Below are 16,078 nucleotides of genomic sequence, written 5' to 3'. Positions count from 1 at the left end.
AACCGGTGAATCTGCCTTCGTTTTTACGAAACATCACTTCTAAACCATAAGAACGCATTTGTCCGTTGAGAACTACCTGCTCAATTGCTTTGTTTGCAATCAAATCAGCACCGTCTATGTAGTCTATCCTATTTTGAATCTTTTTGTAAAAGGTTTCCACTTCCAAAGAATACATCTCATCGCTTAAATTCCTGAAATAACCCAAAGCTACCTGGTCTGCAATTTGCGGCTTGATGTAGTTGTCACTTGGCGTCCAAATGTCAAGTGGTGTTGGTGACGAAGTATTGGAAACCAATTGTAAATACTGAACCATTCTGTTATAACTTGCCTTTACGGATTGATTGCTATTCAGTTCGTAAGCCACAGCAAATCGGGGTTCTAAATAGTTATAGCTTTGAATCACTTTATTTTTATCATACAATTTAGTTCCAATTGGAGTTGCCTTTTCATAAATCTGTGCATCCTGATTAAAAATCACTGGTTCATTGTTGGCATAAATATTAGTCGATGATCTACCTAATCTATAAAACATACTGTATCGTAAACCATAGGAGAGTGAAAGCTTTTTAGATAGTTCTTGTTCAGCGTCTATATATACTGCCGGTTCAAAAGCATATTTTTTATCTAATTGTTCAAAATTTATTCCTGAATTTGCAATCGTTGGATTTATTGTTCCAGGATTGAAATCATAATAAATACTATTTGCACCAAAATTTAATTTGAATTTATCAGAAATATAATTTTTGAAATCGTACTTAATATTGTAATTTTTGATTCCCGAATCCCATTTGAATCCAACTAAATCTAAATTTAATCCAAAGTAATAATCGCTATATATTACCGATAGGTTTGAAAATAATTTATCATTAAACAGATGATTCCATCGTAAGTTTAAAATTGAATTACCATAGGTGTTGGTAAAACTTTTATCTAAACTAAAAACATCCCGACCAAAATAGCCCGAAAGGTATAAATTGTTGCTTGGGTTTAACTTATAGGATAACTTGGTATTCAAATCATAGAAATAGGCCGCATTGTTTTTCTGTTCCTCCAAAAATTTTAAAAATAAATGAGCATAAGATGCACGGCCACCAATAAGAAATGAGCCTTTGTCTTTTACTATTGGCCCCTCAGCTAGCAATCTACTGGAAATTAATCCAATTCCGCCATTCATATGAAAACCAGTACTGCTTCCATCTTTTTGATAAATATCTAAAACAGAAGAAGCTCTTCCGCCATATCTTGCAGGGATTCCTCCTTTGTATAATTTTAAATCCTTTATAGCATCAGGATTAAAAACAGAGAAAAAACCAAAAACATGTGAAGAACTAAAAATTGTAGCTTCGTCAAGAAGAATTAAATTTTGATCTGCCCCCCCTCCACGAACATTAAAACCAGAAGCGCCTTCTCCCGCGTTGGTCACCCCAGGAAGTAATAAAATAGATTTCAGTACATCAACTTCTCCAAGGACCACCGGCATCTTTTTTATCGTGGCAATAGAAAGTTTATTGACACTCATTTCTGCTTTTTTGATATTGGTTGCTTTCCTATCCTTTTTAATTACTACTTCTTGTAATTGTTCTTCACTACTGAAAAGCTTGAAATTGTTTTTGGTGTTTTTGTCTAAATTAACACTTTCTGTGATTGTTTGGAAACTTACTGAACTCACCTGAACTCTATAGTTCCCTTTAGGAATAGTGATAGAGTAAAAACCATATTCGTTAGTGGTAGTTCCCGTTTTCAATTCGGGAATATATACGTTTACACCAATTATGGTTTCATTGCTTTTAGCATCAGAAACGGTTCCACTTAAAGTACACTTTTCTTGAGAAAACATACTACTGACAAAAAGCAGAAGTGTCAGCGTTACGAAATAAATTAATTTTGTATTCATGTTTTTATTTTTTTTTTATATTTTTTAACATAATTGTCATTATTATTTACCAAACAAAGGCATCCCAAAATAAAAGTTGCGGAGTAGAACAAAAATGAAGGAAATGGAATCTAAATGTAGTGTGAACTTGTAATTAGGATTGCAGTTTTAGTTTTTCCGTTTCTATCTGTATGGATTGAGTTTTGACAATAAGCCAGTCTATCTATAATAACAGGTAATATATAGGCATAAATGAGCTTTTTCATAATTGTTCCTTATGTATAAGTAATAATATCTTATACAAAAGTCCAAGAATAAAGTTAGGTCTACAATCTAAATATGCCAATTAAATGAGGATGTCTGCAAGTTCCTGTTTTAATTCTGCAAGACGATTAATGAAAAGTTATATTCTATTATTTATTACAAGAAAAAATAGCTCTTTGTAGGTTTCTGAAATTGGGATTCTCTGATTTGAAATTATTATTCTCATCCTTTCAATAGATTCAATTTTGTTAATCCCAACCATGTAAGATTTATGAACTCTGCAAACTAAATTAGAGGGTATAATTTGCTCTAGTTCACTAAAATTTTGAAGTGTCATGATTTTTTTATTTACAGTATGAATTCTTCTGTAATCTCTCATTCCTTCAATGAATAAAATATCGACTAAATTTATTTTCTCTAATCGATTTTCGGTCTTCACAAAAATAAAATCTATTGGCAAGTGAGGAAGATTATAGTTAATATTTTCCTGCGCTTTATTTACGGCTTTTAAGAATCGATCAAACGTAAAAGGTTTTAATAAGTAATCCGTTACACTGAGTTCATAACCTTTTATAGCAAATTCCTGATAGGCTGTCGTTATGATAACCTGACTTTCTATTTTTGAACTTTCAAGTAACTCAATACCAGATAATTCATCCATATTAATATCTAAAAAAAGTAAATCGACTTTATTAGATTTTAAATAAGAGAGACCTTTAAGCGCATTATCAAACGTACCACATAAATTGAGAAAGGGAATTTTATTGACAAAACTCTTTGTTCTCTCGAGTGCCAAGGGTTCGTCTTCTATTATAATACAAGAGTATCTATCCATTTTTAATTGTTAATTTTACACTATAAAAGTTGATATGATTGTCTAATTCTAATATATGTTTCTCTGGATAAATCAGTTTTAGGCGTTTTTGAATAAGATCATTTCCTAAACCATTACTTTCTTTTTTAAATTTTCGAGTTGTATCGAATTTATTTTCACAAACGAATATGATGTTCTCCTTATTAATAAATACTTCAACACTTATAGCATTGTCTATTTTCTTATTTGTAGTATGCTTAAAGGCATTTTCGATAAATGGAATAAAAATCATTGGCGCTATTGTTCGATCATCCTGCATACCATTTATTTTAAAACTCACATAATTAGAATTTGCAGTTCTTATTTTTTGCAATTCTATATACTTCTCAATATATTCGATTTCTTTTTTAAGCAAAATTGTATCTGTTTTAGTTTCGTATAACATAAAACGCAAAATATCGGATAGTTTAATTAAATAATTAGAAGCCTCTGTGGCATCCTTTAATATCAATACATCGATATTATTTAAAGTGTTAAATAAGAAATGAGGATCAAGCTGGGCTTTTACTAATGCCATTTCTATTTCATGATTTTTTTGTTTCAATTCTTCTTTTAATTTTATTTCTTTAACCCAAGTAATAAAACCTTTAAGAATCAAGGCCGCCAAACCGCAAATCGAAGCAATAAAGCTCATAGCCATTATTGTTCTTATAGCGGTAGATCTACCATTTATACCTCCTTTATCCATATCAATAAGTTGACCTGATTCTATAAAATAGCGCATTATAATATATGCAAGTATTGCAGCACCTATAGAAAATACCATACCGGAAATAATGGAAATTACAAACTTTTTTTGTTGCAGGTATTTTGGGAATACTATAAAATAACATGCATAAAATGTGATGGCTGAAGGAAAAAACGCAAATAGAAAAAGTGATTTGAAGGCATTTACAATTCGTGCGGTCTGATCTACTGCATGACTGCTGCTTCTATAGAAAACTGCTAACATGATTGATATTAAAAGTAAATAGCACATCCAAAAACCAATATGCAACAAAATAATGATTGATTTTTTCATAACTTCAAATTTAGTAATTTATAAGAAATAAATTCAAAGATTTTAGAATGTATCGAAAATATATTATTAAAAATGGAGATATCTGTTTACAAAATCAAGAAAGACTTATTCAGATGCTTCATGGAATATGCTCATACTAAGAATTGTTGTCGTAATTTGGAACAAAATCTAATTTGCAGGATAGTCCAAAAAAGTTGAATAGTTCTGTAAAATCCAAACTGCACTATACTTTTTAGTCCGCCACCTATCTAACTTCTTTGAACACTTTAGAAAATAGGTTTGCAATAATTTTGCTAAATAAAGATTGTTGCTATTATTTAGACGGCATCGTTATAAAAAGCAACCATAAAAAACTGTAAAATCCAATAATTTTTGAAATACCAAGCATAATTATAAAATAGTTTGGACATTCGCACCATAGAAATAAAAAGAAACAATTATCGATGCTCAGTTTACCTATAATATTTTTAAAAATTAAGTTTTAATTTAAAAAGATCCAAAAATAATTCAACTAAAAAAATTACTTAAGCTTTATTCTTCTTCTAACAAAATCTATTCAAAAACAAAGTGGCTACCTTCGTTAATTTGACCTATTTTTCTATTTTTTTAATCTAAAATATAAAAAACACTTTTCAGTAAAAACTATCTTATGTTATTTCTGATACGACTTAAATGTCTGGGAGTGACTCCAAGTATGGATGCTAAACATTGAAGCGGAATTTTTTGCAAAAGTTCCGGCTCTTCTTTTAACATTTTACTATATCGTTGTTCCCCGCTTAGCAAAATAAGATCATGACGATTAGCATCAATATTGCAAATGGAACTTTCTAAAAAACCAATGTAAAAATCTTTAAAACTTGGAATTTCGTTTATCAATTTTTTTAGATTGGTTTTACTAATGATACAGATACTTCCATCTGTTAATGCTTTTACGTTTTCAATCGCAGGTCTATCATTCACGAAACTCAAGCGCGAAGCCATAAAAGTATTTTCAATTGAAACATAGGTCGTTCTAATTTCACCTTCTTTCAAAACGTAATATTGAAACACGCCGCTTTCAACAAAACCTAAATGGTTGCTTATTCTATCTTGCTTTATAAAGAATTCATTTTTTTTAAATGTTTGGAGTCTAAATGAATTTAAAATTTGATCTAAATCATTCGCCTCAAATCCAAACATATTAAAATATTTTTTTAGATTTATCATACCTTTTGCGTTAATTCCAATTATTAATCCTGAAGCTGCTGGATTATAGCTTATACTCGAAATTTTCTTGTTTTTTGTTAGTGTTCATTATGAAAACTGACAATTTTGAAAGGGCAAAAATAATATCTACAACTTTGAATTTCATTCACTCTAGTTAAGAAATAAAAACAATCAATCAGATGCGATAAAGTAAACAAGTAACAAATCAAACCATTTTATTTTGCATTTTTCACATAGACTACTTTTCTAATATTACGCCAATGCAAACTATTACCAACAGGTATTGTTGGATACAAGACAAAATATTTGAATAAGTCGCACTGAAAATTATTAATGCAACATCTCGCAAATCTTTGATTTAATGTTTAAAATAATCCTTTATATAAAGCATTAAAAGCTCTTAGAGTCAATAGATAAAAAAAAACTGTACTTATTAAACAAAAATAATTACCATTTATTTTGATTAAAAGTAATACTACAATAACACAGCATTAGACTTCTTTTTAAGTATTTCTATAACAATAGGTTTAAACAGTTCCGACTGGCATTACAGAAATTAAGCGAAATTTTAATCATCCAGATCTCCAAATTTAAATATGTCCCATTTTTTTTTTAATTGGTAAGTTTCAAATCCTGTTTTTAAAAAATTCAATTCATAAAGTATTCTACTGGAAATACTTTGATGGATCCATTTTTATATATTTTGAAACTAGTTGAGCACTTAAAAACAAAATAGCAGTTGGATTTGGTAGTGTTTGAAAATCCGTAAAATCAATCTAAAGAAATTGATAAACTAAATTCTAGTTTCAAAATTTTCACACGGGCTTTTTAAAAGTTCCCTTTGCAATATAAATTACCAAACAGCTATATCAGAAAATATTGAAAAGTAGAATTGGAGGCTTTGGGAAAATTATGAAATGTAATTATATTTTTTTTTTGCTAAAGCCACATCAAAAAAAAAAAATATTTTTTCTAGACTTTTGTCTAGTAAAATTAACGCTGTAATTTAAAAATTTGTATGTGGAAACAAAACAGATCAATTCATTTTTTAATCATCGTGCATCAAAATTATTCTCAATAAAAATTTATCTAAAAAAGAATAATTTACATCTTTTAGATTAAAAAAAAACATTTACCTAATAGGTTTATTTTACGCAATCAACCCTTTGTAAAGCAAAGATTATTGTTGCAATTCGTCCTTAAAAAAAAAAAAAATGGAAAAATTAATTTATCCAATTAATGGAATTAACTATATTCTCTTTGAGATAGAGTTGCCTCTAAAATTCGCCAAAAATTTTGAAACTAGAATTAAAGTTGTTGATGGAATCATTCAACAAACGAAATATATCGAAAAATTTTGGAATAGGAACGTAAGCATTAAGTGCTTAATTCCAGAAATAAATATGGCAAAATTTAAAGACTTATAAATACAACTCCTGAATTACCAAAATAAAAATATCATAAAAAAGTATAAATGGGGTAAAATTAATAATCGGCTTAGCCGGATTCAAATTAGGTGCATGCGCTATTTACTAACTAATAAATGATCCAATTTTGACAAAAGAGATTGGTTAAATTTTGAGAGGCCTAAATGTAAAAAATATCTTACACTTTGACATAGGAAAGACTAATTTTGATATATGAAACGAAAAATATAAACAATGAAAAAAATATTTAAAAGTTGTCCAATAATTACATTCGTACTAATAACATTTATGTTAAGTTCAATATTTTATTTTCTGATTATTCATACTGGAAAACTTGGTAGTGGATTTGGAATATTTATTACTGCGTTAATGTGGTGTCCTGGAATTTCTGCTTTACTTACTTCTTTATTATTAAGAAGAAAAATATCGCAACTTGGATGGAAATGGGGTAAAGCAAAATACCAATGGAAAAGCTACTTAATACCCTTACTGTATATTTTTATTACTTATATAATAATTTGGTCGATGGGCTGGGGAGGGTTTTACAACAAAGATTTCGTTAACCAAGTTTCAACATTATTTGGATGGACAAAATTGCCGCCCGGACTTGTTATATTGTTATATTTTATCTTGACTGGTGTATTTGACATGGCTAGAAATGCATCTTCAGCCTTAGGTGAGGAAATTGGATGGAGAGGTTTTTTGGTGCCAGAGCTTTCTAAAAATTTTAACTATACCAAAACATCATTAATAACAGGTGGTATATGGGCAATATGGCATTTTCCAATTCTTATTTTTGCAGATTATAACAGCGGAACACCTTACTGGTATGGTTTAACTTGTTTTACGGTATTAGTAGTAAGCACGAGTTTCGTCTTTACATGGTTTCGATTAAAATCAAATAGTTTGTGGACTGGCGTAATACTTCATGCAAGTCATAATTTATTTATACAATCAATATTTTCTCCTCTTACCATAGATACCGGAAATACAAAATATTTTATTGATGAGTTTGGAGTAGTTTTACCAGTAGTTTGCATGTGTTTTGCTATTTATTTTTGGAGAAAACGTTTAGAACTAACAAGTACCAACAAACAAAATTGAGAGATATAAATAATTTCAGGACAATACAGGTCAATTTGCACTGGAATAGGGTGGTCAATTTGACCGGTTTTCCCACTTAACATTAAATACTAATTTTATCACAACAAGATAAACTAATTAAATCACAACGGTAAATACTAAAATTATCATAACAAAATATAACTATCTTTACCACTATGCATATTCTGTTTCAATTATTGGAACAGGAGACCGAAGCTGCAGTCAGGGCGGTTTTAGGTCATTTTACATTTGTATTTATTCATCCAGATATGGATGGTAATGGACGCATGGGTCGATTTTTAATGAATACCATACTGGCTTCTGGTGGATACCCTTGGACTGTGATACCAGTTGAAAAAAGAGCAGAATATATGCAGGCTCTTGAGCAGGCAAGTTCGCACCAAGATATAAGTCCATTTTCTAAATTCATTGCGTATCTGATAAATGAAGCGATGGAGGAAAAAGCTGTCGCGATATTTCCGGAATCAAAATAAGTCAATATTAATTTATTCAATTAAATACTTATTCCTTACATTTACAAAATTACAAAAAAGACTTTGAAAGTCTAGTGACCTTATTGGTGACCCTGTTCTTAAAAAATGTATAGAAAGCCCAGCATTTACTGGGACTATTATAAAGCTTTTGGAGCCTCTTTCTCCGCGAGAGAATTCTCAAAATGAATTAAAACCCTTTAAATCGTATGATTTAGAGGGTTTTTCATTTTTTTTGTATGTCACAAATAATATCAAAAAAAGTGGCTCTATTATTTGTTACTCTTCTTCTTTAAAACTGTCGATTAGTCGGGAACACAGCTTTTTTGAAAATCGATCTCCTATTCTTTTTTTTACTAAATCAATTATAATAGGAAATAAAATATCTTTTTTGTCTGCAACAAAAACCTACCTTTCCAGAAATATCTTTTGTTTTTTTTAAGGGCTTGATTTGAGCTTCCACTTCCAATACCTTTTGTTCAGGTTTGTTTTTTCATTAATTGTTAATTTCCTCTATTCAATTTCTTGGATAACTTGCAATTTGAAAGATATCCTGCAGTCTTTATGTGCGTGCTTAACATAGTATATTCCTTGTATTGAATCGTAGTGATACTTTTGGTATATCGCTATTTTAAGACTTGATAAAACTATCCATAAAAAAGCCACTCTTTTCAGAGTGGCGTCCAATTATTTTTCTTCTTGTTCTCTTCTTAGTTTACTATTCTTTTTACCGTAAAAAAAGTAGATAACAAATCCTATAGCCAACCAAACAATCAATCGCAACCATGTATCAAAAGGAAGAGAAACCATCATCAGGACACAAGTTAATATTCCTAAAATTGGAACTAAAGGAACGAATGGAGTTTTGAATGGTCGTTCAATATCGGGCTGTTGCTTACGCAAAATAATAATTCCAAGGCAAACCATAACAAATGCTAAAAGCGTTCCTATACTGGTCATCTCTCCTACTATGCTGATAGGAACTAAACCTGCAAAAAGACAAATGAAAATACATAAAACAATATTTGATTTGAAAGGTGTGTTAAATTTTGGATGTAAATCAGAGAATATTTTAGGCAACAATCCATCCTTACTCATAGAAAAAAACACACGAGACTGTCCTAATAAATCAACTAATATTACTGAGGTATATCCTATTAAAATAGCCATAATAACGGCTACTGCTAACCATTTGTAAGGTGTATGTGCAATAGCTACTGCAACTGGCGCAGCACTATTTTTAAATTCCGTATAATTAGCCAGACCTGTCATCACATATCCAAATAATATAAACAAAACGGTACAAACTATTAACGAACCCAGAATTCCTATAGGCATATTTCGCTGTGGATTTTTAGTCTCTTGCGCCATTGTAGCAACAATATCGAATCCAATAAAAACAAAGAAAACTACTCCGGCACCACGCAACACTCCTGACCAGCCAAACTCTCCAAAAACCCCCGTATTCTCAGGAATAAACGGATGGTAATTAGCCACATCAATATATTGCCAGCCCAAACTTATAAAAACCAACACGACACCCACTTTCAGTGTAACAACTATCACGTTAAATATTGCTGAACCCTTTGTCCCACGAATAATTATTGCCGTTATCAAAACAATTATTAGGGTCGAAGGCAAATTAAACCATCCGTTTACTATTGTGCCGTCAGCTAATGTGGCTTTTTCAAAAGGAGACATGACCAACTGAGGCGGCAGGTAAATATCAAATTTTTCTAGAAATTTAACTAAATACTGTGACCAACTAATTCCTACAGTAGCGGCGCCAACAGAGTATTCCAGTATTAAATCCCAACCAATAATCCAGGCAAACAACTCTCCTAAAGTGGCATACGCATATGTATAGGCGCTTCCTGAAACGGGTACCATAGAAGCGAACTCGGCATAGCATAAAGCACTAAAGGCACAACCAACTGCAGCAACAACAAAAGACAAAATTACAGCTGGCCCTGAATTATTTGCAGCAGCGATTCCCGTTAAAGAAAATAAACCGGCGCCTATAATAACCCCAACACCAATTGCCACTAAATTAATGGCTCCTAAACTTCTTTTTAAAGTTCCTTTACCGCTTTCGGCAGCTTCTAATTTTAACCGATCAATAGATTTTTTAAGCATAATTCTTTTGTATTTTTAGCTATAAAAAAAGCCTTTCAGTATAAGAAAGGCTTCGTTGCTATTATGTTTAGACAATATCATAATTAAACCATTTCTGTAATAAATAATGTTTTGCAACTCATTATTGTACAGCAGTAATTCATCTTGTTATGTCTTTCTTTTTTATTCACAGTGCAAATGTATTGCGTAATACATTCGATTCCCAAATTATTTCAATATTTTTCCTTTATTTCAATATTATTTTTTTCAATTTAAAATCAGTTACAGACTCTTCCCGGTGTCATAATTTCCACGTTTTTTAATAAAAAACACAAAATACACTATGATTGATAAATACCTTTTTAATGCTAAATTCTGGTAATTAATCCCATTTTCTTATTTATCAACGCAGTCAACAGTTGTAAATTTATATTTCACGCGTTCAAAATCTATAGGTTCACCTTTAACAAAATAAGAAGCACCCATAGTAGTTTCTATTTTCCCGTTGCCTACAATAAGTTCGTTTCCTCGTTTTAAAAAAGCCATAGGATTTTTGTACGTTATTTTATCATACGTACCCTGAATAAATGTGTAGCTGGCGAATAAAGTATCCCCACGGAATTCTCCTGCGATTTTGCCAACTTTTTTTGGCATATCTAAAATTTTCATCACCATATCGCCGGTTATTTTTCCACTTTTTAAAGTGTTCATTTTTAATTCAAGAGTATCCTTTTCATACAACGCTTTATAACACTGAACGCTTATCGGTTTTTCAATCTGAACTTTGGTAGCTTCACCGCTTTTTGGGGTTTCATTTTTTTTACAGCCTTGGAGTCCAATAAAAGCCAACAGTACACAAGAAAGAGGTAGATTTTTCATAATAATAAGTATTTAGTTAATATTTGCAGCAATAACAATTGCTAATTTACATATAAATAGTGTAAAATACTACAGGTTTATTGGCGTTAAAATTATTATTGATACTGTATTAAAGCAACAGTAGTTTCTTTTACAGTACTCTTCAAGTAGTATTAATTTCAATAATAGTTAAAGATCTTTAAGCAATCCCCGGGCAATTACTATTTTCATAATTTCATTCGTTCCGGCATAAATGCGTGCCACACGATTATCGGCATACATTCGAGCAATTGGATAGTCCCACATGTAACCATAACCACCAAATAACTGCAAACATTCATCAACAACGTGGCCGCACATATCAGTGGCAGAATATTTAATCATCGAAGCACTTTCAGTTGTTAGTTTATGCTCTGCTAATAATTCGATACATCGATCTAGAAAAGCCTGATGTATTTGCATTTGGGTTGTACATTCCGCCAATTTAAATTGGGTGTTTTGAAATCCCGCAATAGGCGTACCAAAAGCGGTTCGTTCCGTAGTATAAGCGATGGTACTTTCGATGGCTCCTTCAGCGGTCGCGACCGCCATAATCCCGACTGTCAATCGCTCCCGAGCTAATTCCTGCATCATAATTTTAAATCCTGTTTTCTCATCTCCAAGCCTGTTCTCCTTTGGAACTCTTACATTATCAAAAAACAACTCTGCAGTATCCTGCGATTTCATTCCAATTTTTTTGAGCGGGACTCCTTTTGTAAAGCCCTCCATTGTTGATTCTAAAATGAGTAAGGTAACGCCTTCCCCCTCTGTATTGTGATTGGTTTTTACAGCCACAATAGCCATATCACACAAAAAACCATTGGTTATAAAGGTTTTTTGACCATTGACCAGATAATAATCCCCTTTATCTTCTGCTGTTGTTCGAAGTGCTTTCAAATCGCTCCCGCAAGTAGGTTCGGTCATTCCTATAGCAGTTATAATAGCGCCTTTAGCCATTAGCGGTAAATACTTTTGTTTTTGGGCTTCCGTTCCATAATACAATAAATAAGGAGCTACAATATCGGAATGCAACGAAAACCCAGGACCGGTTATTCCCTTTTTTGCGAAAGCTTCAATTAACAATGCATTAAAAGTAAAATCCAGTCCTCCTCCCCCGTATATTTCTGGTATATCCAAACACAACAATCCTAGTTCCCCCGCTCGTTTCCAGATTTCACGCGATACCATCCCGTTTTTCTCCCATTCGTCTAAATGATCTATAATATCATTTGCAATGAATTCCTGGATCATTTCGTGCATCATTTTATGCTCTTCCGAGGCATAAATCTTTCGTTCCAATAGTATGTTTTTTAGCATTTTTTTACCAATTTTAGATTAGAGGATGCATCTGCTGGTTCAAATGGGAATTTACGACATAAGAAGCAACAAATCAACATTATAACATTATTTATTGCATTATAATTAATAAATTTACTATTACTTTACTTTAGATTTTCAGCTAAATAATCTTGTAATGACGTTAGATAAATACAATCAGAAACGTAATTTTAATTTCACTGAGGAACCCAAAGGTGAAAACGTCAAGTCGAAAAACGATTTAATTTTTGTAGTTCAAAAACACGCTGCGTCACATTTACATTATGATTTTCGTTTAGAAATGAATGGGGTTTTAAAAAGTTGGGCAATACCAAAAGGCCCGTCAATGAACCCAAACGACAAAAGACTTGCCATTATGGTCGAGGATCATCCCTTTTCTTACAAAGATTTTGAAGGAACTATTCCTAAAGGAAATTATGGCGCCGGAAATGTTATTGTTTGGGATAATGGGACTTATACGCTGTCAGAAGAGCAATCAAAAGTAGCTACTGAAAATAAATTAAAAACAGATTTAGAAAAAGGACATATCCGTTTTATCCTGAACGGAAAAAAATTAAAAGGCGAATTTTCATTGGTTAAACTAAACAACGAAGAAGATAATTCCTGGCTTTTGACTAAAAAAAACGACTCTTACGCCACGGATGTAGACATTTTAAAAAAAGATATATCCGTAATATCTAAGGTAAGTTTAGAGGATTTGCCAAAAAAAACGACAAAGGATAATTTAGATTCAAAAATAAACGGAAGCGCTAATTTTATTAAACCAATGTTAGCCCAAACCTCTGAAAAACCATTTGACAACAAAAACTGGGTATTTGAAATTAAGTATGACGGCTACCGAGCCATTGCTGTTATCAATCCGGACCAGGTCCATCTTTTTAGCCGTAATCAGCTCTCTTTTAATAAAGACTTTAAGGTAATTGCTGATGAGTTAACAAAAATAGATCATGTTGCAGTACTCGACGGTGAAATTGTGATTGAGGATGAAACGGGCCGTTCGGATTTTCAATTGTTGCAAAATTATATCAAAACCGGAAAAGGAATCTTGAAATATTATGTCTTCGATATTTTAAATCTGGATGGCCACGACACTTCTAATTTATCATTAATACAACGAAAAGAACTAGTCGAAATTTTGCTTCGTAAATTCCCGATGTCGAATGTATTGTATTCGGAACACATTCAAGAGAAGGGAATTTTATTATATGAACAAGCAATCGAAAAAAATCTGGAAGGCATCATGGCAAAAGAGGTAAACAGCTTATATAGACCAGGAAAAAGAAGCAGCGATTGGCTTAAAATAAGAATTTCACAACAGGAAGAAGCAATCATCATTGGCATAACCGAATCAAAAACTACCCGGAGTTATTTTGGCGCCCTTTTATTGGGTCAATATGATCATGAAACATTACGATTTATAGGAAAATGCGGTACTGGTTTTAAAGAAGAAACGCTAAAGGAATTGTATAATAAGTTCGAACCTTATTTTATTGATGAACCTCCAATAAAAGGTAAAATTCCAACACGTGATAAAATAAAATGGCTTAAACCAAAATTTGTTTGTCAGATAAAATTCACCGAATGGACGCAGGATCATTATTTGCGGCATCCTGTTTTTCAGGGGTTGCGGGTCGACAAAGAAGCGAAAGACGTTATTTTCTCATTATAATAATAATCAATAACTTAAATAAAAACTCACAGCCATGAATCTTAAAAATGAAAATGATTTTTATTTAAAAATTGGACAAATAAATTTGCATTTGACCAACCAAAACAAACTATTTTTCCCCAACGATGGCATTTCAAAAGGGGATATTGTAAATTATTATAATGAAGTTTCAGCATTGATATTACCCTATTTAAAAGACCGTCCAGAGTCTATGAACCGCTTTCCTAATGGAATAAATGCAGGTAGTTTTTACCAGAAGAATGTTGACTTAGAAAATAGCCCTTCCTGGCTTAAAACGGAGAAAATTTATTCAGAATCAAATGACAAATACATCGATTATTTGCTGTGCAATGACAAAGCGACCTTACTGTATATGGCAAATTTGGGTTGTATTGAATTCAATCCATGGAATTCCACAATCAATAAAATGGATAAACCTGATTGGGCGGTAATCGATTTAGATCCGGCAAAAAATGATTTTAAAGAAGTGGTAAAAACGGCACTTACAGTAAAAGAAATTATGGATGAATTAGAGACGGAATGCTATTGCAAAACATCCGGAGCAACAGGGCTGCATATTTATATTCCGCTAGGGGCTGAATACAGCTATGATTCTGCCAAATTGTTTTCGGAGGTAATCGCAAATGAGGTTGTTGCCCGATTACCGCAAACCACGAGTGTCATACGATCAGTTGGAAATCGAGGAAATAAAATTTACATTGATTATTTACAAAACAGGCAAGGTCAGACTTTGGCTTCCCCTTATTCCGTGAGACCGAGAGCTGGAGCTACCGTGTCAACACCTTTGGAATGGGGAGAAGTGAATGAAAAATTATCTCCGTCACAATTTACTATCAAAAATGTACTGCAACGCTTTGATCAAAAAGGCGATTTATGGAAACCGGTATTAGGCAAAGGAGCCAATTTAGAAATGATTATAAAAAAGATTTCTGAAAAACCTAGGCGTTAAGATGATTTGTTTTTTTCGTTTTCGAGGCTTGCTTTCAGCATAGCCATTAAATCATCATTCTGTTTGTGCACCACTTTAAGTTTAGGGGCGACTTGTTTTTTACCTTTCGCTTTATTTTTTATAATTTCTAAAAGTTTTGCAGTATAATTGTCCTTATACTTTGCAATATCAAATTTCTCTGTTAATTGTTCGACGAGCTTAATGGCCATATCCATTTCTTTTGTATTCGTTTCGGAATGCGGCGGCAATTTTAACTCAGTAGTAGTTCTAATCTCTTCTTGAAATCGAATTCGGTTAAGTACAATAACATTTTTATACGATTTCAAAATGACCAAACTTTCTCTATTTCTTAAAACAATGGTACCTACCCCCACTTTTCCCGAAGCTTGCAATGCATCCCGAAGCAATGCATATGCTTTGACTGCTCCCTTATCCGGCTCGAGATAATAAGGCTGTTCGTAATAAATAGTGTCAATTTCTTTTTCATCGGCAAAATTCATTATTTCGATGGTTTTGGTTTTCTCGGCTTCAGCAGCTTCAAAATCAGAATCTTCAATTACCACATACTTGTCATCCAGTTTATATCCTTTTACAATATCGGCATAAGTAACTTCTTTGCCCGTATTTTCGTTAATGCGTTTAAATTTAATATTAGAATAATCATGCTTGTCGAGCATATTCATTTCAAGATTGCTTTCCTGGACTGCTGAAAATAATTTAATTGGGATATTTATCAACCCGAAAGTAATTGAACCTGTCCAAATTGATTTTATTCTGGTTTCCATAAAATTGAAGATTTACGTAATTAGGCTATCGAAAATATACAAAA

General features: G+C 32.0%; 13 protein-coding genes. 5 read left to right on the top strand and 8 right to left on the bottom strand.

Features of this window, described 5'->3' with window-relative positions; genetic code table 11:
• From BUC23_RS08510 to BUC23_RS08495, 4 genes are all read right to left on the bottom strand, one after another.
• Window positions 1-1,894 (bottom strand): TonB-dependent receptor (locus BUC23_RS08510; RefSeq protein WP_073208472.1); only part of this gene is annotated, 1,894 nt, incomplete at its 3' end.
• 382 nt (window positions 1,895-2,276) lie between these two features.
• Window positions 2,277-2,972 carry a LytR/AlgR family response regulator transcription factor gene (locus BUC23_RS08505; protein WP_073208415.1) on the bottom strand — a complete coding sequence of 232 codons (696 nt, stop codon included), beginning with the start codon at window positions 2,970-2,972 and terminating at the stop codon, window positions 2,277-2,279.
• A complete protein-coding gene (locus BUC23_RS08500; RefSeq protein WP_073208412.1) occupies window positions 2,965-4,032 on the bottom strand; it encodes a sensor histidine kinase in 1,068 nt (355 codons plus the stop codon). Before BUC23_RS08500 ends, BUC23_RS08505 begins: the two co-directional genes overlap by 8 nt.
• Before the next feature lie 642 nt (window positions 4,033-4,674).
• Window positions 4,675-5,238: a Crp/Fnr family transcriptional regulator gene (locus BUC23_RS08495; protein ID WP_073208408.1), complete on the bottom strand. Its 564-nt coding sequence runs from the start codon at window positions 5,236-5,238 to the stop codon at window positions 4,675-4,677.
• Window positions 5,239-6,452: 1,214 nt separating this feature from the next.
• Between BUC23_RS08495 and BUC23_RS08490 the strand changes: the two genes are divergently transcribed.
• From BUC23_RS08490 to BUC23_RS08480, 3 genes are all read left to right on the top strand, one after another.
• Window positions 6,453-6,665, top strand: coding sequence for a hypothetical protein (locus BUC23_RS08490; protein ID WP_073208405.1), 213 nt, complete (start codon window positions 6,453-6,455; stop codon window positions 6,663-6,665).
• A 234-nt stretch (window positions 6,666-6,899) separates the two neighbouring features.
• On the top strand, window positions 6,900-7,769 hold the full coding sequence (locus tag BUC23_RS08485; protein ID WP_073208402.1) for a CPBP family intramembrane glutamic endopeptidase: 870 nt from the start codon (window positions 6,900-6,902) through the stop codon (window positions 7,767-7,769).
• A 176-nt stretch (window positions 7,770-7,945) separates the two neighbouring features.
• The gene (locus tag BUC23_RS08480) at window positions 7,946-8,263 is read left to right on the top strand and encodes a Fic family protein (protein ID WP_084538322.1); all 318 of its coding nucleotides are present in this window, start codon (window positions 7,946-7,948) and stop codon (window positions 8,261-8,263) included.
• Window positions 8,264-8,947: 684 nt separating this feature from the next.
• On the opposite strand, the gene BUC23_RS08475 is transcribed toward BUC23_RS08480, so the two are convergent.
• The 3 genes from BUC23_RS08475 to BUC23_RS08465 form a co-directional block, all read right to left on the bottom strand.
• Window positions 8,948-10,396 (bottom strand): amino acid permease, encoded by a 1,449-nt coding sequence (locus BUC23_RS08475; protein ID WP_073208399.1) that lies wholly within the window; start codon window positions 10,394-10,396, stop codon window positions 8,948-8,950.
• 375 nt (window positions 10,397-10,771) lie between these two features.
• Entirely contained in the window at window positions 10,772-11,254 is a 483-nt protein-coding gene (locus BUC23_RS08470; protein ID WP_073208396.1) for a hypothetical protein, read from the bottom strand.
• A 168-nt stretch (window positions 11,255-11,422) separates the two neighbouring features.
• Complete coding sequence (locus BUC23_RS08465) at window positions 11,423-12,589, bottom strand: acyl-CoA dehydrogenase family protein (protein ID WP_073208393.1); 1,167 nt, start codon at window positions 12,587-12,589, stop codon at window positions 11,423-11,425.
• A gap of 157 nt (window positions 12,590-12,746) precedes the next feature.
• On the opposite strand from BUC23_RS08465, the gene ligD (BUC23_RS17705) reads away from it, so the two are divergent.
• Complete coding sequence (gene ligD, locus BUC23_RS17705; RefSeq protein WP_244153789.1) at window positions 12,747-14,279, top strand: non-homologous end-joining DNA ligase; 1,533 nt, start codon at window positions 12,747-12,749, stop codon at window positions 14,277-14,279.
• Between the two features lie 34 nt (window positions 14,280-14,313).
• Window positions 14,314-15,249: a non-homologous end-joining DNA ligase gene (ligD, locus tag BUC23_RS17700; RefSeq protein WP_244153788.1), complete on the top strand. Its 936-nt coding sequence runs from the start codon at window positions 14,314-14,316 to the stop codon at window positions 15,247-15,249.
• Here ligD (BUC23_RS17700) and ku read toward each other — a convergent pair.
• Window positions 15,246-16,034, bottom strand: coding sequence for a non-homologous end joining protein Ku (gene ku, locus BUC23_RS08455; RefSeq protein WP_341868411.1), 789 nt, complete (start codon window positions 16,032-16,034; stop codon window positions 15,246-15,248). The two genes, ligD (BUC23_RS17700) and ku, sit on opposite strands and share 4 nt — an antisense overlap.
• Window positions 16,035-16,078 lie beyond the last annotated feature (44 nt).

Origin of the sequence: Flavobacterium xinjiangense (assembly GCF_900142885.1) — a bacterium.
Lineage (GTDB): Bacteria > Bacteroidota > Bacteroidia > Flavobacteriales > Flavobacteriaceae > Flavobacterium > Flavobacterium xinjiangense.
Note: the sequence above shows the minus strand (reverse complement) of the source record. Positions and strands in the feature narration are given on the sequence as shown.